The sequence below is a fragment of the Nonomuraea sp. NPDC048881 genome, assembly GCF_040649795.1.
Taxonomy (GTDB): domain Bacteria; phylum Actinomycetota; class Actinomycetes; order Streptosporangiales; family Streptosporangiaceae; genus Nonomuraea.
The window spans coordinates 1,031,437-1,050,848 of record NZ_JBEZGC010000002.1; the positions used below are offsets into that span (position 1 = coordinate 1,031,437).

The 19,412-nt window shown below is 71.9% G+C and carries 15 protein-coding genes; 10 read left to right on the forward strand and 5 right to left on the reverse strand.

Annotated elements, in window-relative coordinates; translation table 11 throughout:
* The first annotated feature begins 18 nt into the window (after window positions 1-18).
* Complete coding sequence (gene thrS / locus AB0C33_RS10405; protein ID WP_358285709.1) at window positions 19-1,980, forward strand: threonine--tRNA ligase; 1,962 nt, start codon at window positions 19-21, stop codon at window positions 1,978-1,980.
* Between the two features lie 132 nt (window positions 1,981-2,112).
* Here thrS and AB0C33_RS10410 read toward each other — a convergent pair whose 3' ends face one another.
* On the reverse strand, window positions 2,113-2,835 hold the full coding sequence (locus AB0C33_RS10410) for a PIG-L deacetylase family protein (protein ID WP_358285711.1): 723 nt from the start codon (window positions 2,833-2,835) through the stop codon (window positions 2,113-2,115).
* Between the two features lie 83 nt (window positions 2,836-2,918).
* Here AB0C33_RS10410 and AB0C33_RS10415 point away from each other — a divergent pair, with 83 nt between their 5' ends.
* Window positions 2,919-3,452 carry an HIT domain-containing protein gene (locus AB0C33_RS10415; protein ID WP_358285713.1) on the forward strand — a complete coding sequence of 178 codons (534 nt, stop codon included), beginning with the start codon at window positions 2,919-2,921 and terminating at the stop codon, window positions 3,450-3,452.
* A 70-nt stretch (window positions 3,453-3,522) separates the two neighbouring features.
* Here the strand turns inward: AB0C33_RS10415 and AB0C33_RS10420 are convergent, their stop codons facing one another.
* Both AB0C33_RS10420 and AB0C33_RS10425 read right to left on the reverse strand, forming a co-directional pair.
* A complete protein-coding gene (locus tag AB0C33_RS10420; RefSeq protein ID WP_358285715.1) occupies window positions 3,523-5,598 on the reverse strand; it encodes a hypothetical protein in 2,076 nt (691 codons plus the stop codon).
* A gap of 107 nt (window positions 5,599-5,705) precedes the next feature.
* Window positions 5,706-6,605 (reverse strand): branched-chain amino acid transaminase, encoded by a 900-nt coding sequence (locus tag AB0C33_RS10425; RefSeq protein WP_358285718.1) that lies wholly within the window; start codon window positions 6,603-6,605, stop codon window positions 5,706-5,708.
* A 90-nt stretch (window positions 6,606-6,695) separates the two neighbouring features.
* Here AB0C33_RS10425 and AB0C33_RS10430 point away from each other — a divergent pair, with 90 nt between their 5' ends.
* The gene (locus tag AB0C33_RS10430; RefSeq protein WP_358285720.1) at window positions 6,696-8,021 is read left to right on the forward strand and encodes a PLP-dependent aminotransferase family protein; all 1,326 of its coding nucleotides are present in this window, start codon (window positions 6,696-6,698) and stop codon (window positions 8,019-8,021) included.
* 82 nt (window positions 8,022-8,103) lie between these two features.
* Here the strand turns inward: AB0C33_RS10430 and AB0C33_RS10435 are convergent, their stop codons facing one another.
* Entirely contained in the window at window positions 8,104-9,621 is a 1,518-nt protein-coding gene (locus AB0C33_RS10435; protein WP_358285723.1) for a family 10 glycosylhydrolase, read from the reverse strand.
* A 203-nt stretch (window positions 9,622-9,824) separates the two neighbouring features.
* Window positions 9,825-11,975, reverse strand: a complete 2,151-nt coding sequence (locus AB0C33_RS10440) for an elongation factor G-like protein EF-G2 (protein ID WP_358285725.1) — start codon at window positions 11,973-11,975, stop codon at window positions 9,825-9,827.
* A gap of 163 nt (window positions 11,976-12,138) precedes the next feature.
* Here AB0C33_RS10440 and pgsA point away from each other — a divergent pair, with 163 nt between their 5' ends.
* From pgsA to AB0C33_RS10475, 7 genes are all read left to right on the forward strand, one after another.
* Window positions 12,139-12,741 (forward strand): phosphatidylinositol phosphate synthase, encoded by a 603-nt coding sequence (gene pgsA, locus AB0C33_RS10445; protein WP_358285727.1) that lies wholly within the window; start codon window positions 12,139-12,141, stop codon window positions 12,739-12,741.
* Complete coding sequence (locus tag AB0C33_RS10450) at window positions 12,738-13,646, forward strand: phosphatidylinositol mannoside acyltransferase (RefSeq protein ID WP_358285729.1); 909 nt, start codon at window positions 12,738-12,740, stop codon at window positions 13,644-13,646. Before pgsA ends, AB0C33_RS10450 begins: the two co-directional genes overlap by 4 nt.
* Window positions 13,643-14,773, forward strand: coding sequence for a glycosyltransferase family 4 protein (locus AB0C33_RS10455; protein WP_352361402.1), 1,131 nt, complete (start codon window positions 13,643-13,645; stop codon window positions 14,771-14,773). Before AB0C33_RS10450 ends, AB0C33_RS10455 begins: the two co-directional genes overlap by 4 nt.
* A gap of 32 nt (window positions 14,774-14,805) precedes the next feature.
* A complete protein-coding gene (locus AB0C33_RS10460; RefSeq protein ID WP_352322557.1) occupies window positions 14,806-15,348 on the forward strand; it encodes a hypothetical protein in 543 nt (180 codons plus the stop codon).
* Between the two features lie 79 nt (window positions 15,349-15,427).
* Entirely contained in the window at window positions 15,428-16,432 is a 1,005-nt protein-coding gene (locus tag AB0C33_RS10465) for a DUF3048 domain-containing protein (RefSeq protein WP_358285731.1), read from the forward strand.
* Between the two features lie 112 nt (window positions 16,433-16,544).
* Window positions 16,545-17,462 (forward strand): pyridoxal 5'-phosphate synthase lyase subunit PdxS, encoded by a 918-nt coding sequence (pdxS, locus tag AB0C33_RS10470; protein ID WP_358285734.1) that lies wholly within the window; start codon window positions 16,545-16,547, stop codon window positions 17,460-17,462.
* A 191-nt stretch (window positions 17,463-17,653) separates the two neighbouring features.
* Window positions 17,654-19,360, forward strand: a complete 1,707-nt coding sequence (locus tag AB0C33_RS10475; RefSeq protein WP_358285737.1) for an alkaline phosphatase D family protein — start codon at window positions 17,654-17,656, stop codon at window positions 19,358-19,360.
* Window positions 19,361-19,412 lie beyond the last annotated feature (52 nt).

Here is a 19,412-nt window from a genome sequence, read left to right on the forward strand (position 1 = left end):
CGATCCAAGGGAGACACCGTGTCAGCCGAGCTACGCATCACCCTCGCCGGAGCCGAGCGTGTGGTCGCGGCCGGCACGACGGCCGGTGAGGCGCTGGAGGCCGACGGCCGCACCGTCATCGCGGCCCGGGTCAACGGCGAGCCGCGCGACCTCGCCCACCCGCTGGCCCAGGACGACGTGGTCGAGCCGATCGAGGTCTCCAGCGAAGACGGCCGGGCCATCGTCCGCCACTCCACCGCGCACGTCATGGCGCAGGCGGTGCAGGAGCTGTTCCCCGAGGCCAAGCTGGGCATCGGCCCGCCCGTGGAGAACGGCTTCTACTACGACTTCGACGTCAAGCAGGCGTTCAACCCCGACGACCTCAAGCGCGTCGAGAAGCGCATGCGGGAGATCGTCAAGCAGGGGCAGCTGTTCTCCCGCCGGGCCGTCAGCGACGACGAGGCGCGCGAGGAGCTGGCCGGCGAGCCGTACAAGCTGGAGCTGATCGGGCTCAAGGGCGGCGCGGCCGACGAGGAGAGCGTCGAGGTCGGGGCCGGGCAGCTCACGATCTACGACAACCTCGACGCCAAGACCGGCGAGCTGTGCTGGAAGGACCTGTGCCGGGGGCCGCACGTGCCCTCCACCCGGTCGATCCCGGCGTTCAAGCTCATGCGCTCCGGCGGTGCCTACTGGCGCGGCAGCGAGAAGAACCCGCAGCTCCAGCGCATCTACGGCACCGCCTGGGAGTCCCGCGACAAGCAGGACGAATACCTGAAGATGCTGGAGGAGGCCGAGCGGCGCGATCACCGCAGGCTCGGCGCCGAGCTCGACCTGTTCTCCTTCCCCGACGAGCTGGGCTCGGGCCTGGCGGTCTTCCACCCCAAGGGCGGCGTGATCCGCAAGGTGATGGAGGACTACTCGCGGCGCAGGCACGAGGAGGCCGGCTACGAGTTCGTCAACACCCCGCACATCACCAAGGAGAACCTCTACCAGGTCTCGGGCCACCTCGACTGGTACAAGGACGGGATGTTCCCGCCCATGGAGCTGGAGGGTGCCCGCTACTACCTCAAGCCGATGAACTGCCCGATGCACAACCTGATCTTCAGGGCGCGCGGGCGGTCCTACCGCGAGCTGCCGCTGCGGCTGTTCGAGTTCGGCACGGTCTACCGCTACGAGAAGTCCGGCGTGGTCCACGGCCTGACCCGGGTGCGCGGCCTGACCCAGGACGACGCCCACATCTACTGCAGCCGCGAGCAGATGCGCGACGAGCTGACCTCGCTGCTGCGCTTCGTCCTCGACCTGCTGCGCGACTACGGCCTGGAGGACTTCTACCTCGAACTGTCCACCAAGGACCCGGAGAAGTTCGTCGGCTCCGACGAGGTGTGGGAGGAGGCCACCACCACCCTGCGCGAGGTGGCCGAGGCCGAGAACCTCCACCTGGTGATGGACCCGGGTGGCGCGGCCTTCTACGGGCCGAAGATCTCCGTCCAGGTGCGCGACGCCATCGGCCGCACCTGGCAGATGTCCACCATCCAGCTCGACTTCAACCTGCCCGAGCTGTTCGACCTGCAGTACCAGGCGGCCGACGGCTCCCGGCAGCAGCCGGTCATGATCCACCGGGCGCTGTTCGGCTCGGTCGAGCGTTTCTTCGGCGTCCTGGTCGAGCACTACGCCGGGGCGTTCCCCGCGTGGCTGGCGCCGGTGCAGGTGGTCGGCATCCCGATCGCCGACGCCCACGTGCCCTACCTCCAGGACGTCGCCAAGCGGCTGCGCGAGCGGGGCATCAGGGTCGAGGTCGACGCGGCCGACGACCGCATGCAGAAGAAGATCCGCAACGCCCAGAAGGCGAAGGTCCCGTACATGCTGCTGGCCGGTGACGACGACATCGCCAACGGCGCGGTGTCCTTCCGTTACCGCAACGGCGAGCAGAAGAACGGCGTGCCCGTCGAGGAGGCCATCGCCGAGATCGTCAACGCCGTGGAACGCCGCGTCCAGGTCTGACCCGCCGCTCCAGGCCCGGCGAGCCTTCCCGGCCTGCCGGGCCTGAGCCGTTCTCCGGGCGGCCCAGGCCCCGGCCGGGTGTCAGCGCCGGCCGGAGGTCAGCGTCGGCCGGGTGTCAGCGTCGGCCGGGTGTCAGCGGGGGAACAGGCGGAAGGCGACCGCCGGGCGGCCGTCGAAGCGTTCGGCGGCCTCCCGCGCGGAGCCCTCGATCAGCTCGCGGGCGTAGACCTCCGGGGCCTGGTCGGTCAGGGCCTCGATGTAGGCGCGGTGCTCCAGCAGCGAGCGCACGCCCCGCTCCAGCCCGTCGGTGACGTCCACGGCGTGGGTGGGGGAGTTGGAGCCGGCGACGGCGACCCAGCGCACGCCGTTCCAGGGGGCGGCGTCGGTGTCGGGAAATATCCAGCGATTTCCGGCGTCTCCGGCGGCGTCCAGCACGGCCCGGCCCACCGCCCGGTGGTCGGGCGTGTTCCAGTACGTGCCGCCCCACGTGTCGTCGGGGTTGAGGGTGATCACCAGCTCCGGACGGTGCCTGCGGATGGCGGCGGCGATGTCCCTCCTGAGCGCCGTCCCGTACTCGACGACCCCGTCGGCGTGGTCGAGGAACTCCACGGTGGTCACCCCCACCACGGCGGCGCTGGCCCGCTCCTCGCGCTCGCGCACCGGCCCGCACGCGGCGGGGTCGAGCGTGTCGATGCCCGCCTCGCCGCGGGTGGCGATCAGGTAGGAGACCTCGCGCCCGGCGTCGGTCCAGGTGGCGACGGCGGAGGCGCAGCCGTACTCCAGGTCGTCGGGGTGGGCCACGACGGCCAGGGCGCGCTGCCAGTCGGCGGGCATGGGGTCGAGTCGCTGTGCCATGCCCTCACCTTAGGCCCGTCGCGGAGGGCGGCGGATCACGCCGGAAGAGCGGCCCCTCGGCGCGGGGTCCTATGCTGCTTGGTATGCACGATCAGGCAGGAGCCGGGGAGCCCGACAACTTCCAGCGGCTGTGGACCCCGCATCGCATGGCCTACATCAAGGGCGAGAACAAGCCGACGGGCACCGGGCCGGGCGACGGCTGCCCGTTCGACGAGATCCCCCGGATGAGCGACGAGGACGGCCTGATCGTGGCCAGGGGAGAGGTCGTCTACGCCGTCCTCAACCTCTACCCCTACAACTCCGGCCACCTGATGGTCGTGCCCTTCCGGCACGTGTCCGGCTACGACGAGCTGACCCAGGCCGAGGTCGCCGAGCTGGGCGAGTTCACCCAGCGGTCGCTGCGCGCGCTGCGCAAGGCCAGCGGCGCGCAGGGCTTCAACGTGGGCATGAACCTGGGCCAGGTCGCGGGCGCCGGCATCGCCGCCCACCTGCACCAGCACGTCGTGCCGAGGTGGGGCGGCGACACGAACTTCATGCCGGTCGTGGCCCAGACGAAGGTGCTGCCCCAGCTCCTGCACGACACCCGGCAACTCCTGGCCGACGCCTGGGCGGACTGACGACACCGGTCGCGGCGCCGGCCTGAGGCGCCGGTCGGCGGCGTCGATCCCGGGCCCGCCGCCCGAGGCGTCAGTCGCCGGCGTGGGCCAGGTGGGCAGGGGCGGCGGCCTCGGCCGGGTGTTCGCGGCCGAGCGCGCCGATGCCCGCCGCGAGCAGCAGCGGCACGGCCAGCGCCAGAGCCATCGACAACACCGCGGCGCCCGAGTCGTTGACCAGCATCCCGATCACCCCGCTGACCAGAGTGCCGATCAGCCCGGCCCGCAGGGCGGGGGAGTGGCGGAACGCCGCGGGCACCACGCCCGCGCTGGCCTGCTCGGGCCGCAGGATCGCGTAGACGAGGAAGGCCACGGCCGCGATCACGATGGGCATGAGGTTGGGGCTGAGCAGCGTGGCCAGCATGGCCTGGAGCTTACGGAAGATCACCTCGAACGCCTCGCCGCTGAGCACCTGGCCCACGAACCTGCCCAGGTGCGTCTGCTCGTCGGGCGGACGCAGGTAGTTGAGCACGGCGAACGTCATCACGATCACCGCCCCGGCCACGCAGAACGCACCCAGCTTCACGATCGACACCCGCTTGCCGGCCACCAGCAGCGCGGTCACCGCGATGCCCGGCACGAACGCGATCACGCCGCCGAAGTCGCTGCCCATGCCCGAGCCGCCCAGCACCATCGCGAACGCCCCGAGCACCACGATCGCGGCCACCCCCGGCCGCCCCGGCCAGCGGTGGGCGATCACGGTGGTGGCCAGCAGCGTGCCGGTGGCCAGCAGCGCGAACGGGATGTTGCCCAGGCCGTAGTAGCGGGCCCCGACCTCGGCGCTGTAGCCCATGACGCTGTTGAGCTGCAACGTCGTGCCCGTCAGCAGGTCGCCGGCGAGTGTGAGCGCGGTGATGCCGGCCACCACGGCGAGCGGGCCGAGCGGACGGCGCCGCCAGGGCCCGCCGAAGGCCAGCGCGGTGACCACGACGACCCAGCCCAGCACCCCGGCGACCAGTTGCGGCAGGGTGGACCAGGGCAGCAGGTTGACCAGGTAGCTGGAGACCGGCAGGGCGGCCAGCGCGACCGCGGCCAGGCGCACCGGCGACAGGCCCTTGCGCCGCCGCAGCAGCAGGAACGCGACCACATAGAACAGCACCTGCAACACCGCCACGACGGTGAAGTAGACGCCCTTGACCGACCGGATGGCCTGCGCCGTCGCGTCGGCCCGGCGCAGCCGGTCGATCGTCGCACCGGCGTCGCCGAGCTGCAGCGGCACCCCGACGACCGTGGCCGGCGCCGGCACGCCGAGCCGGGCCAGCACGGTCGCGGTCAGGTCGGGCAGGATCGAGATGTCGGCGCGGCGGGTGGAGGCCGCGCCCAGCAACCGACCCTGCGCCCCCGGCTCACGCAGCGCGGCCACCCGCAGGTGCGGCACGGAACCGTGGTCGGACAGGCCGGCGAGCAGCACGGTGGTGCCGGGCGGCAGGATCGACAGCAGCGCGCCGGCCTTGGCGTCGGCCAGGCGCAGCGCGTCGCGGCGCTCCTTCGGGCCGAGCTGCTCGGGCACCTTGGGCAGCTTGCCGCCGGCCAGGTAGGGGTGGACGAGGTCGTCGACGTCCATGGCGATCAGCGGGCACTGCTCCAGGTCGGCCGTGCGGACCTGGAGCGGGGAGGCGTGGTAGCGCTGCACCGCGCCCTGCCGGTCGGCCAGCGCGAGCGCGGCGCCGGGGCCGATCGCGATCGAGCACCGGCCCGCGGCCTTCAGCGCCTCGCCCAGCGTGCCGGCGTTGCGCTGCCCGGCCACGTCGATGAGGTAGCGGTAGTCGGGGATGACCGCGCCCGCGCCCCGGGTCTCGGGGGCGGGAGGCGCGCCGCAGGCGTATCCGGCGGCCGACCTGGTGCCGGCCGACACCGTGAGCCAGCCGTCGTAGGGGCAGGTGATGTTGCTGACCGTGCGCACCGACAGCGAGCCGATCGCGCTGCCGCGCGTCAGCTCCCACAGGTTGGGGGCGTCGGCCTGGTTGACGTCGTCCCAGCTGAGGGCGGAGACGCCGATGAGCGCCACCCTGCCCGCGCCGGGAGCCGAGCCGCCGGCCGTGGCCGTGCCCTGCAGGCCGAGCAGTACGGAACCGGCCAGAACGGCCAGCACCACGAGCGCGCGCCTCACCCCGACGACCTCCCGCGATCGATGACGTCCGTGGCACGCTAGAGCACGTCGCGATCCGGCGCCACCGATTCCCCTACCTTCTCACGGGCGGCGGCGGGCGCGGTCCGTCAGCCGCGCACGGGGGTGAGCCAGTGGCGGTAGCGGTCGTCGCGCCCGTGCACGGCGGCCTCGTAGGCGTCGGCCAGCTTGCCGGTGACCGGTCCGGGGCCGCCGAACTCGCAGTGATCGATCGCGCTGACGTGCACGATCCCGGCCGCCGTGCCGCAGACGAACATCTCGTCGGCCGTGTACAGGTCGGTGCGCAGCAGATCCTCCCTGGTGACCGTCAGCCCCAGGTCGGCGGCCAGCCGCGCGACGGTGTCCTGCGTGATGCCCTCCAGCGCGCCGGCGTGCGGCGGAGGCGTGGTCAGCACGCCGTCGCGCACCACGAAGACGTTGGCGCCGGTGCACTCGCTGACGTTGCCGGCCGCGTTCAGCAGCACCGCCTCGTCGAAGCCCGCCTGCATGGCCTCGGACTTGGCCATCACCGAGTTCAGGTAGGGGCCGGTGGCCTTGGCCGCGGTCGGCGTCACCCGGTGGTCGTTGCGCTGCCACGAGCTGGTCATCAGCCGCACGCCCGCCTCCAGCAGCGCGCCCCACTCCCAGGACGCGATCGAGACCACCGTCGGGCAGCCGCGCGCCGCCACGCCCATCTCGCCGTAGCCGCGGTGGGCCAGGTGGCGGATGTAGCACGAGGACTGGCCGTTGGCCGCGACCGTGGCCAGCGTGGCCGCGCGCAGCTCCTCCAAGGTGTACGGCAGCGGCATCCCGATGATCCGCGCGCTGCGCGCCAGCCGCCGCAGATGCTCCTCCAACCGGAACACCGCCGGGCCCTCCGGCGTGTCGAAGGCCCTGGTGCCCTCCAGCACGGCGGTGCCGTAGTGCAGGGCGTGCGTCAGGACGTGCACCCGGGCCTCGCCCCAGGGCACCAGCTCGCCGTCCATCCAGATGTGCTCGGCCTCGCGCATCGTGCCGCTCCTCTCCGTAAATGGCCGCCAACAGTCACAAGATGTAGGCCAATTCATTGATAAGTGGCACAGTAACCGGATAATAGTGGCGTGGGAAGAGAAGAAAACCTTGTCACCCTGGTCCGCGACCGGCTCCGGCTCCACGAGGGCACGGCCAGCCGGCGGCTCGCGGGCGCGCTGACCGACCTGGCCCAGACCGGCGCCATCGCCCCGGGCACCCGCCTGCCCTCCGAGCGCGACCTGGCCCAGGCGGTCGGGCTCAGCCGCGGGACGGTCGCCGCCGCCTTCAACGCCCTGTGCGAGGAGGGCCTGTGCGAACGCCGGCACGGCAGCGGCACGTACGTGCTGGGCGTCCCGACGTTCGGCGGCCTGCTCCAGGGCGGCGCGGTGCTGGCCGACCTGTCGACCTCGGTCGTCCCCGACCCCTCGCACCTGGCGGTGCCCCCGCTGGACGCCGCCGCCCTGATGCGCGCGCCGAGCGGCCACGGCTACGACGCCATGGGCGACTCGCGGCTGCGCGCCGTCCTGGCCGCCCTGGACGCCGGGCCGCACCGCGAGATCCTGGTGACCTCGGGCGCCCAGCAGGGCATCGACCTGGCGGCCCGGGTGCTGCTGCGGCCCGGCGACCGCGTGCTGGTCGGCGACCCGGCCTACGGAGGCGCGCTCAGCGTGTTCCGGCGCGCCGGGGCCCACGCCGTCCCCGTGGACCTCACCGACCCGGCCGCCGTGCGCGACGCCCTGGCCCGCCACCGCCCGGCCGCCGTGTACGCGCTGCCGGTGGACAACCCGACCGGCCGCGTGGCCGACCTGCGGCACGTGGCCGAGCTGGCCGCGGCGGCGGACGTCCCGCTGGTGGAGGACCGGACCCTCGCGCCCGTGGTGTTCGACGGCCGGACGCCTCCGGAGCCGCTGGCCCTGGCCCATCCGCACGGCACGGTGACGGTGGGCTCGTTGTCGAAGGTGTTGTGGGGCGGCCTGCGGGTGGGCTGGCTCACCGCCCCCGAGCCGCTGCTGGCCCGGCTGCTGGAGGCCAAGCTCGACGCCGACCTGGCCACCAGCGCCGTCTCCCAGCGGCTGGCCGCCGACCTGCTCGACGGCGACCCCGTGCCGGCCTGGCTGGCCGAGCTTGCCCGCCGCCGCGACCACTTCACCGCCGCGCTGTCCGCGCGCCTGCCGTCGTGGACCTGGTCACGCCCCCAGGGCGGCCTGTCGGCGTGGGTGCGGCTGCCGGGCGCCGACACCGACAGGTTCGCCGCCGTCGCCCGCGAGCAGGGCGTGGCCGTCGCCCCCGGCTCACTGTTCTCCCCCGACGGCCGCCACCGCGACCGCCTGCGCCTCAGCTTCGCCCTGCCGCCCGCCCTCCTCGACCAGGCGGTCGCCGCCCTGGCCCGCGCCTGGGAGCAGACCGGCCGCTGAGCTCCCCGCCCGGAACACGGCGACGCCACGCCGGGGATCCGGCGTGGCGTCGGCGGACGAACGTGGCGGGACGGGCCTCGGCTCAGCCCACCTTGACCTTCACCGGCTTGCTCTCGTGGTGCTGCCGGTCGAGCGAGGTGATCAGGTACGTGCCCGGCTTGGCCGAGTACGACGCCGTCGTCACCACGGCCGCCAGGTTGCGGGCGTCGGTGGTGTGGCAGTCCTTGCCCGACTCCGGCACCCGGTACACCGCGTAGGCCCGCGCCCCCTCGGACGGCGTCCAGGACACGGTGGAGCCGCTCGCCTTGACGCCGGCCGGCTTGCCGGGGGCCTCGCCGCCGCGGTCCTCCATGATCGGCAGCAGCGCCGGACGGCTGTAGTGCTCCTTGGCCACCCGGTCGATCGCGCCGAGCGGGTTGGTCAGGAGCTGCTTGGCGCTGAAGTAGATGTCGCCGTCGACCTGCTCGTAGCGCCGGTTCACCGTCAGGTGCGCCGACAGCTCGCCCGGGTTGGCCCAGGCGGCGTTGGTCCTGGTGCCGACCTGGTAGAGCGCCTGGCCGATGTAGAGCTGGACGTCGGTGCCCTTGACCGCGCCCGCCCACCAGGCCGTCAGCGTCTTGTAGTCGGCCGCCTTGAAGCCGCGCGGCCAGTAGAGCTGCGGGGCGACGTAGTCGACCGTGCCGTCCTCGATCCAGGAGCGGGCGTCGGCGTAGATCGAGTCGTAGGCGGACATGCCGGCCGTGGCCGACCCGTCGGGGTCGTTGGACTTGTTGCGCCAGATGCCGAACGGGCTGATGCCGAACTTCACGTGGTTCTTGGTGTCGTGGACGGCCGCGTCGACCTTGGCCACCAGCTTGTTCACGTTGTGGCGGCGCCAGTCGGCCAGCTTCCGGCCCTTGCCGTACTTGGCGAAGGCGGCCTTGTCGTCGAACGTGCCGCCGCCGCCCGGATAGGGGTAGAAGTAGTCGTCGAAGTGCACGCCGTCGACGTCGTAGCGGCTGACCACGTCGGTGATGACCTTGGTGACGTGCTCGCGCACCTGCGGCAGGCCGGGGTTGTAGTAGAGGCCGCCGCCGTACGTGACCGTCCAGTCGCGGTGCTGCTTGGCCGGGTGGTTCGCCGGGAGCTTGGACAGGTCGGCGGTCTCGGCCGCGCGGTAGGGGTTGAACCAGGCGTGGAACTCCAGGTTGCGCTTGTGGGCCTCGTCGATGAGGAACGGGAGCGGGTCCCAGCCCGGGTCCTTGCCCGCGGTGCCCGTCAGGTACTGCGACCAGGGCTCCAGCGAGGAGCGGTAGAGCGCGTCGGAGGCGGGCCGGACCTGGACGAAGACGGCGTTGAGATTGCGCTTGACCGCGCTGTCGAGGATCTTGACGTACTCGGCCTTCTGGCGGGCCTGGCCGAGGCCGGCGCGCGAGGGCCAGTCGATGTTCTTGACCGTCGCGATCCACACCCCGCGCAGCTGGCGCTTGGGGTAGCGGGGGTCGGGCTTGCAGGCCGCCGTCGCCTCGGCGGTGGCGGGGGCGGTGGTCGTCGTCTTCTTGGTCGCTGCGGGGCTCTCGGTCGCGCCGGGGCCGAACACGTAGGCGGCGCTGGTGGTCACGACCGCGAGGGCTGCAGCGGCTAGGAGTGGGCGTCCAGTTCGCATAGTGCAAACCAGTCTGGCAGCTGCTCCCGCGTGATCGGACCTGAAAAAAGAAATGCAGTCGTGATGCTTCTGTTACGAAACGGTAGATGTGGTGATCAAACGTGCGGGCCGGGAGGGACATGCCGCCCTCCCGGCTCGGCGCCGCTCACCCCGTCCCTTCACTCGGTGGCCGCCACCTTGCTCGCCAGGTTCGGCGGCAGCGGCTCGTAGCGCAGGAACGTGCGCGTGAACGTCCCGGTGCCGTGCGACATCGAGCGCAGGTCGATGGCGTAGCGGGTGATCTCCAGCTCGGGCACCTCGGCCTTGACCAGCGTGCGCCCGGTGCCCACCGGCTCGGTGCCGAGCACGCGCCCGCGCCGCGAGGACAGGTCGGACATCACCGAGCCCACGTGGTCGTCGGCCACCAGCACCGACAGCTCGTCCACCGGCTCCAGCAGCAGGGTCGGGACCTTCGAGGCCGCCTCCTTCAGCGCCAGCTGGCCCGCGATCTGGAAGGCCATGTCGGAGGAGTCGACCGAGTGGGCCTTGCCGTCGTAGAGCGTGACGCGCACGTCCACCATGGGGTAGCCGGCCACCACGCCGCGCTCCATCTGGGCCCGCACACCCTTCTCCACCGACGGGATGAACTGCCGGGGCACCACCCCGCCGACGATCTTGTCCACGAACTCGAACCCGCCGCCCGAGGGCAGGGGCTCGACCTCCAGGTGGCAGATCGCGTACTGGCCGTGGCCGCCGGTCTGCTTGACGTTGCGGCCCATCGCCTGGCACCGGCCGCCGAACGTCTCGCGCAGCGGCACCCGCAGCTCGATCCGCTCGACCTCGACGCCGTGCCGGTTGGCCAGACGGTCGAGCAGCACGTCGGTGTGCGCCTCGCCCATGCACCACAGCACGAGCTGCCGGGTCTCGGCGTTGTTCTCCAGGCGCAGCGTCGGGTCCTCGGCCACCAGCCGGCCGAGCGCCTGGGCCAGTTTGTCCTCGTCGGCCTTCGACTTCGCCCTGATCGCCACCGGCAGCAGCGGATCGGGCATCTGCCAGGACGTCATCAGCAGCGGACGGTCCACCTCCGACAACGTGTCGCCGGTCTCGGCCCGCGACAGCTTGGCCACGGCCACGATGTCCCCGGCCGAGCCCTTGGCCGCCGGGCGCTGGGTCTTGCCCAGCGGGCTGGTCAGCGTGCCGATGCGCTCGTCGACGTCGTGGTCCTCGTGCCCGCGGTCGGCCAGGCCGTGGCCGGAGACGTGCACGGTCATGTCGGGGCGCAGCGTGCCGGAGAAGACGCGGACGAGGCTGATGCGGCCCACGTACGGGTCGCTGGTGGTCTTGACGACCTCGGCCACGAGCGGGCCGTCGGGGTCGCACGCGATGCCGCCGACCGGCTTGCCGGACAGGTCGGTGATCTCGGGCATCGGGTGTTCCAGCGGCGAGGGGAAGCCCTGGGTCACCAGCTCCAGCAGCTCGGTCATGCCCACCGCGTGGCCGTCGCCGAGCCCGCTGCACAGCACCGGGAAGAAGCTGCCGCGGGCGACCGCCTTCTCCAGGTCGTCCACCAGGACCTTGGTGTCGATGGGCTCGCCCGCCAGGTAGCGGTCCATGAGCGACTCGTCCTCGCTCTCCTGGATGATGCCCTCGATCAGCTCGCCGCGCCGCTCGTCGATCTGCGCCTCGTACTCGGCTCCCGGCTCCTTCTCGGTGCGGGCGCCGGTCGCGTAGTTGTAGAACTTCTGCGACAGCAGCCCGATCAGGCCGTTGACGTGGCCGTTGGTGATCACCGGCAGGTAGAGCGGCGCGACGCCGTCGCCGAAGACGTCCTGGCAGGTGGCCAGCACCTCGTCGAAGTCGGCGCGCTGGTGGTCGATCTTGGTGATCACGACCGCCCTGGGCATGGCGACCTGGGCGCACTCCTCCCAGAGCATCTGCGTGAGCCCGTCGATCCCCTCGGAGGCCGACACGACGAACAGGGCGGCGTCGGCGGCGCGCAGCCCGGCGCGCAGGTCGCCGACGAAGTCGGCGTAACCCGGGGTGTCGAGCAGGTTGATCTTGATGCCGTTGTGCACGAGCGGCGCCAGCGCCAGGTTGACCGACCGCTGCTGGCGCACCTCGACCTCGTCGAAGTCGGTGACCGTGTTGCCGTCCTCCACCCGGCCCGGCCGCTGGACGGTGCCCGTCGCCGCGAGCAGCTGCTCGACCAGGGTGGTCTTGCCCGCTCCCGAGTGGCCGACCAGCACGACGTTGCGTATCGCGTCCGCCCTGTCGGCCGTGGGTGCCCTGCCCGCGGCTCCCATGGCCCCGCCGGAGTTCCTTTCCGCCACTTCGCCTCCCACGTCGTCGGTGCATCCAACGCCGCGCCCGCGCGGAGGGTGTCAGGAACCGCGTGGACGCGGTGTGTTCACCAAATACCCCTGTGGCGAATATCACAAGGGGTGCGGGGCAAAGAAAGTGGCCGCTCACGTGATGGCCTACGATCGGACCGCGATGCTCAAACTCCTGCGACCGGCCATGACCCGGATACTCACCCCGCTGGGCAGGGCTCTCGTCGGCCGCGGGATCGGCCCGAACGCCGTCACGGCGATCGGCACCCTCGGCACGGTGATCTCGGCCCTGCTCCTGTTCCCGCTGGGCCAGCTGGCCTGGGGGGCGCTGCTCATCACCGTCTTCGTGCTGTTCGACCTGCTCGACGGCGTCGTGGCCCGGCTGGGCGGCAAGGGGGGCACCGTCTGGGGCGCCTTCCTCGACTCCACGCTCGACCGGGTGGCCGACGCCGCCATCTTCGCCGGCCTGATCCTGTACTTCGTCGCCGGGGGCGACACGCTGATGGCCGGCGTGACGCTGGCCTGCCTCGTCGCCGGGTCCCTGGTCTCCTACGCCAAGGCCAGGGCCGAGGGCCTCGGGCTCACGGCGGACGTGGGGCTGGCCGAGCGTCCCGAGCGGCTGGTCGTGGCCCTGGTCGCGACCTTCTTCTCGGGGGTCGGGGTGCCGTACGTGCTGCCGCTCGGGATGTGGCTGCTGGCGGCGGCCTCCACCATCACCGTCGTGCAGCGGGTCGTGCACGTCCACCGGCAGACGAGGGAGCGATGAGCGAGAAGACCTCCATCGGCGACCGCATCGTGGCGGCGGGCTTCGCGGCGGGCTGGAAACTGGTCCCGCTGCTGCCCCAGCGCCCCACGGCGGCGGTCTTCCGCCTCCTGGCCGACCGGGTGTGGCGCAAGCGCGGCAAGTCCGTGCGCCGCCTGGAGTCCAACCTGGCCAAGGTCACCGGCATCGACGCCGGCAGCGCGGAGCTGCGCGAGCTGAGCAGGGCCGGCATGCGCTCCTACTTCCGCTACTTCCACGAGGTCTTCCGCCTGCCCTCGATCCCGCGGCCGGAGATCGTCCGGCGCACCCACGTCATCGGGGCCGAGCACATCCACGACACCCTGGCCACGGGCCGGGGCGTGGTGCTGGCCCTGCCGCACATGGGCAACTGGGACGCGGCGGGCGCCTGGCTGGTCGGCGTCGGCCACCCGTTCACCACGGTCGCCGAACGGCTGAAGCCCGAGTCGCTGTTCCGCCGCTACGTCGCCTTCCGCGAGGGGCTCGGCATGGAGGTGCTGCCGCTCACCGGCGGCGACGGCCACAACTTCGGCACCCTCGCCGGCCGCGTGCGCAAGGGCGGCGTGGTCTGCCTGCCCGCCGAGCGCGACCTGACCAAGAGCGGCATCGAGGTGCGCTTCTTCGGCGCCGCCACCAAGGTGCCCGCAGGCCCGCCGCTGCTGGCCGTCCAGACCGGCGCCGCGCTGCTGCCGGCCACCGTCTACTTCGTGGGCGACGACTGGGGCATCCACATCCACGAGGAGATCCCGGTGCCCGCCGAGGGCACCCGGCAGGAGAAGGTGGCGGCCGTCGCCCAGGCCATGACGGACGTCTTCGAGAAGGGCATCGCCGAGCACCCGGAGGACTGGCACATGTTGCAGCGGCTCTGGCTGGAGGACCTGCCGAAATGAAGGTCGGCATCGTCTGCCCCTATTCCTGGGACATGCCGGGCGGGGTCAAGCAGCACATCGACGACCTGGCCCAGGCGCTGATGGCGCAGGGGCACGAGGTCTCGGTCATCGCGCCCGCCGCCGACGACGACGAGCTGCCCCCGTACGTGACGGGCGCCGGCCGGGCGGTGCCGGTGCCCTACAACGGGTCGGTGGCCCGGATGTCGTTCGGGTTCCTGTCGGCCGCGCGGGTGCGGCGCTGGGTGCGTACGGGCGACTTCGACGTGCTGCACATCCACGAGCCGCTGATCCCGAGCCTCGGCGTGCTGGCCTGCTGGGCGGCCAAGGGGCCGATCGTGGCCACCTTCCACGCCTCCTTCACCCGCTCGCGCGCCATCGCGGTGGCCGAACCGCTGCTGCGCAGCGCGCTGGAGAAGCTGAGCGGCCGCATCGCGGTCTCCGACGCGGCGCGCAAGAGCCTGGTCGAGCAGTTCGGCGGCGACACCGTGCTGATCCCCAACGGGGTGACCGTGGCCCGCTACACCGAGGCCGAGCCGCTGCCCGGCTGGGGCCCCGACGGCGCCACCATCGGCTTCCTCGGCCGCATGGACGAAGAGCGCAAGGGCCTGCCGATCCTGCTCGACGCCTTCAACGCCCTGGCCGCCGAGCGTCCCGGCCTGAAGCTGCTCATCGCCGGGCCCGGCGACGCCAAGGACGTCTACGACAAGGTGCCCAAGCCCTTCCACGAGCGGGTCACCGTGCTCGGCATGGTGAGCGAGGCCGACAAGATCCGCGCCTACCACTCGGTCGACGTGTTCTGCGCCCCCAACACCCGGGGCGAGAGCTTCGGCATCGTGCTGGCCGAGGCCATGGCCTCGGGGGCGACGGTGCTGGCCAGCGACATCCCGGCCTTCCGCAAGGTGCTGGGCGAGGGGCAGGCCGGCGCGCTGTTCGCCAACGGCGACGCCGCCTCGCTCGCCCGCGAGGCCGCCGCGCTGCTCGACGCGCCCGAGCGGCGCGCCAAACTGGCCGCCGAGGCGCTGGTGGCGGTCAGGAAGTACGACTGGTCCACGGTCGCCCGCGACGTGGTGCGCGTCTACGAGACGGTGACCACCAGCGGCGCGGGCCGGGTGGAGGAAGACCTGTGACCGCCTGCCGAGAGCTCCTGTAGGGAACCGCTGTGACATCCACCATGATCGTGCTGATCGTGGGCATCGTCGTCGTGCTCACGGCCGTCTACATCTCCTGGCGCGCGGGCCGGCTCGACCGCCTGCACATCCGGCTCGAACTGGCCCGCGAGGCGCTGGACGCCGCGCTCATGCGGCGCCGGGCCGTGGTGCTCGAACTGGCCGGCTCGCGCCTGCTCGACCCGGCGACCTCGCTGGTGCTGGCCGCCGCCGCCCACGAGGCCAGGATCGCCGGGCCCGAGGAGCGCGAGCACGCCGAGAGCGACCTGTCGCGGGCCCTGCGGGCCGCGGCCGACCAGGAGCGTTTCAGGGAGAAGCTGGCCGAGGCGCCCGGCGGCGGCGACCTGCTGGAGGAGCTCGACGCGGCGGTGGCCAAGGTCGTCTATTCGCGCCGGTTCTACAACAACGCGGTCGGGGTCACCCGTACGGCGCAGCGGCGCTGGCTGGCCAGGACGCTGCGATTGGCTGGTCACACCGAGTTCCCGGAATTCTTCGAGATTGATGACAATCCGCCCGCAACTATGTCGCCTGAATGACCAATTGTGGGGAGGCCGGTAAGCTTCTCCCGATTTCTGGGCAAAGGCGAGGAGTTGTTGCAAGGTGCGGCTATCCCGGATGATCTCGGTGACTCTGGCAGGGGCGGCCGTGCTGGGGCCCGTCGCGGCCTGCTCGTCCGACGAGCCTCCCGCGTCCGGCAAGGCGCCGCAGGCGGCCACCGCCGCCCCCTCCGAGGAGCCCACCGAGCAGGCCGAGGGGCACCCGTTCACCGGGCAGCCCTTCGAGGAGCTCAAGCCGGTGCTCGCGGTGAAGATCGAGAACACCGCCGCGGGCAAGCCCCAGCTCGGGCTCAAGAGCGCGGACGTCGTCTACGTCGAGCAGGTCGAGGCCGGCCTGACCCGGCTCATGGCGATCTTCTCCTCGAAGATCCCGGCCAAGGTGGGCCCGGTGCGCAGCGCCCGCATCTCCGACCTGCACATCGTCCCGCAGTTCGGCAAGCCGGCGTTCGCCTACTCCGGCGCGCAGACCAAGATGTTGCCGTTCATCGCCAAGGCCCCGCTGTACGACGTGGGCGACACCCGCAACCCCGGCGCCTACTTCCGCCAGCCGGGCCGCTACGCCCCCTACAACCTGTTCGCCAACACCAGGAAGCTGCTGTCGGGCGCCCCCAAGGCCACCGAGGCCAAGGACATCGGCTTCACCTTCGGCGACGCGCCCGCCGAGGGCGGCGTGGACAAGAAGTCGTACACCGTCAGGTGGCCCGCGGCGCGCTTCACCTTCGCCTGGTCGGAGGCCAAGAAGCAGTGGCTGATCTGGCAGGACGGCAAGAAGGACATGGCGGCCGAGGGCGGCCAGCTCGGCGCGCCCACGATCGTCGTGCAGTACACCAAGACCGAGCGCTCGCAGTTCCACGACTTCCACCAGAGCTACACCCCGCTCGTGCACACCACCGGCAAGGGCAAGGCCGTCGTGCTGCGCGACGGCAAAGCCTACGCGGCCAACTGGGAACGGGAATCGGAGGAGACCGGTACGACGTTCACCACTGAGAGCGGCGAGCCGATGAACTTCGCCCCCGGCCAGGTCTGGATCGCGCTCGCCAGCCGCAAGCCCGTCACCCCTTAGATGACCGTTCTGTATAACTTGAGCGGCAAATCCTGACATCGTGGCATGTCGGGGGAGGGGTCCATCAGGACCTACGATGGGTTTGATAACTTACCGTCCGCCCTGAGAGCCCGTGAGGAAGACCGTGTCCAGCACGCCTGAAAGCACCCCCGTCACCGGAACGGCCCGCGTCAAGCGCGGCATGGCCGAGATGCTCAAGGGTGGCGTCATCATGGACGTCGTCACCCCCGAGCAGGCCAAGATCGCTGAGGATGCCGGCGCCGTCGCCGTCATGGCCCTTGAGCGTGTGCCCGCCGACATCCGCGCCCAGGGCGGCGTGTCCAGGATGAGCGACCCCGACATGATCGACGGCATCATCGCCGCCGTGTCGATCCCCGTCATGGCCAAGGCCCGCATCGGCCACTTCGTCGAGGCCAAGGTCCTGCAGTCGCTCGGCGTCGACTACGTCGACGAGTCCGAGGTGCTCACCCCGGCCGACTACGCCAACCACATCGACAAGTGGCAGTTCACCGTGCCCTTCGTCTGTGGCGCCACCAACCTGGGCGAGGCCCTGCGCCGCATCACCGAGGGCGCGGCCATGATCCGCTCCAAGGGCGAGGCCGGCACTGGCGACGTCTCCAACGCCGTCACCCACATGCGCACCATCCGCGCCGAGATCAAGCGCCTCACCACGCTGGCCGAGGACGAGCTCTACGTGGCCGCCAAGGAGCTGCAGGCCCCCTACGAGCTGGTCGCCGAGGTCGCCAGGAGCGGCAAGCTGCCGGTCGTGCTGTTCACCGCGGGCGGCATCGCCACCCCGGCCGACGCCGCCATGATGATGCAGCTCGGCGCCGAAGGCGTGTTCGTCGGCTCGGGCATCTTCAAGTCGGGCGACCCGGCCAAGCGCGCCGCGGCCATCGTCAAGGCCACCACGTTCTACGACGACGCCGACGTCGTCGCCAAGGTCTCGCGCGGTCTCGGCGAGGCCATGGTCGGCATCAACGTCGACGAGATCCCGCAGCCGCACCGGCTGGCCGAGCGCGGCTGGTGAACCGGCGCGTCGTCGCAGGCCGGCGGCACGCCGTAGGTCCATGATCGTCATGTGACGATGAAAAGCTTCGTAAGAGGCGGCATTCGCGAAGGATGTCGCCTCTTTCGTGTTGTCCGCGGTTCACCGGCCTGTCATGAGACTCGGTCAGGCTACGGGCGTCCCTCACCCTTGATCGTCCCGAGGAGCGCACCGTGTCCCAGCTGAACCGACGGCACTTCCTGGTCACCGGCCTGGCGGCGGGCGCCGCCGCCGCGATCCCCGCCACGGCGGCGAGCGCCGAGCCGGACCCCGCCGCAGAGACCGCCACTGAGACCGCCACTGAGACCGCGCAGGCACTGGCCTCGCGCGGGCTGTCCACCGACCCGTTCACGCTCGGCGTGGCCTGCGGCGACCCCGACCACGAGGGGTTCGTGCTGTGGACCAGGCTGGCGCAGAACCCGCTGGCCGAGGACGGCTTCGGCGGCATGCCGCAGCGCCCGTTCCCGGTGCAGTGGCAGGTCTACGCCGACGAGCGCGGGCGCCGCGTCGTCCGGTCGGGGGTGGCCGTCGCCGTGCCGGAGTGGGGGCACAGCGTGCACGTCGAGGTCGACCGGCTGAGCTCGGACCGGGACTACTGGTACCGCTTCCGCGTCGGCCCGTACGTCTCGCCCATGGGACGGGCGCGCACGGCCCCGCACCCGCTGTCCTACGGCGGCGCGCTGTCGATGGCCTTCGTCTCCTGCGCCCAGTACGAGCACGGCTGGTTCACCTCCTACCGCAGGCTGGCCGAGGAGCACCCGGACCTGATCCTGCACCTGGGCGACTACCAGTACGAGTACACCAAGGACACCTACACCATCCCGGGCGGCAACGTCCGCGACCACGAGGGCCCCGAGACCGAGACCCTGGCGGGCTACCGCCAGCGGCACGCCCAGTACAAAGCCGACCCCGACCTGCAGGCCGCGCACGCCGCCGCGCCCTGGCTCGTCGTCTGGGACGACCACGAGCTGGACAACAACTGGGCCGACGAGGTGCCGGAGAAGCCGGAGGTGCCCCAGCCGGACTTCCTGGCCCGCCGCGCCGCCGCCTTCCGCGCCTACTACGAGAACATGCCGCTGCGCCGCACGTCGATCCCGCGCGGCATCGACATGCAGCTCTACCGGCGGATCCGGTGGGGCAGGATGGCCACCTTCCACATGATGGACACCCGCCAGTACCGCGACGACCAGGGCTGCGGCGACGGCTACCGCGACTGCCCGGCCGCCGTGGACCCGGCGCGCTCGATCACCGGCGCGGCGCAGGAGCAATGGCTGATCGACGGCTTCCACCGCTCGCGGGCCCAGTGGGACATCCTGGGCCAGCAGGTGTTCTTCGCCCAGCGCGACAACAACGCCGGCCCCGCCAAGATCACCTCGATGGACGCCTGGGACGGCTACGTCGCCTCCCGCCGGCGCATCACCCAGGGCTGGGTGGACGCCGAGGTGCGCAACCCGGTGGTGCTGACCGGCGACGTGCACGCCCACTGGGCCAGCGACCTCAAGCTCGACTACGACGACCCGACCGGGCCCACCGTGGGCTCGGAACTCGTGGCCACCTCCATCACCACGGGCGGCGACGGCGCGGACTCCGACCCCGCGACGCATCCGTACCTGACGATCAACCCGCATCTGAAGTTCTACAACAACCAGCGCGGATACGTGCTGACGAAGATCGAGCGCGACCTGCTCACGGCCGACTTCAAGGTCGTGCCGCAGGTGCGCGAGCCTGGGGCGCAGGCGTACACGCGGGCGACGTTCGTGGTGGAGGACCGGGTGCCGGGGGTGCGGCAGACGTACCTGCGGCCGCTGGACCCGGCGATCGGCGCCAGGAAGCAGGTGACGGTGGAGGACACCGTCCGGCTGGAGACCGAACGCCCGTAGCCCTGAGGCAGGCGGCGTCCCCGGGGGCTGGGACGCCGCCTTTTCTTCGCCC

Coding starts and splice junctions, on each gene's coding strand:
- AB0C33_RS10410 (WP_358285711.1), bottom strand. CDS start 2,835: ATGGCACAGCGACTCGACCCCATGCCCGCCGACTGGCAGCGCGCCCTG.
- AB0C33_RS10415 (WP_358285713.1), top strand. CDS start 2,919: ATGCACGATCAGGCAGGAGCCGGGGAGCCCGACAACTTCCAGCGGCTG.
- AB0C33_RS10425 (WP_358285718.1), bottom strand. CDS start 6,605: ATGCGCGAGGCCGAGCACATCTGGATGGACGGCGAGCTGGTGCCCTGG.
- pgsA (WP_358285727.1), top strand. CDS start 12,139: ATGCTCAAACTCCTGCGACCGGCCATGACCCGGATACTCACCCCGCTG.
- AB0C33_RS10450 (WP_358285729.1), top strand. CDS start 12,738: ATGAGCGAGAAGACCTCCATCGGCGACCGCATCGTGGCGGCGGGCTTC.
- AB0C33_RS10455 (WP_352361402.1), top strand. CDS start 13,643: ATGAAGGTCGGCATCGTCTGCCCCTATTCCTGGGACATGCCGGGCGGG.
- AB0C33_RS10465 (WP_358285731.1), top strand. CDS start 15,428: ATGATCTCGGTGACTCTGGCAGGGGCGGCCGTGCTGGGGCCCGTCGCG.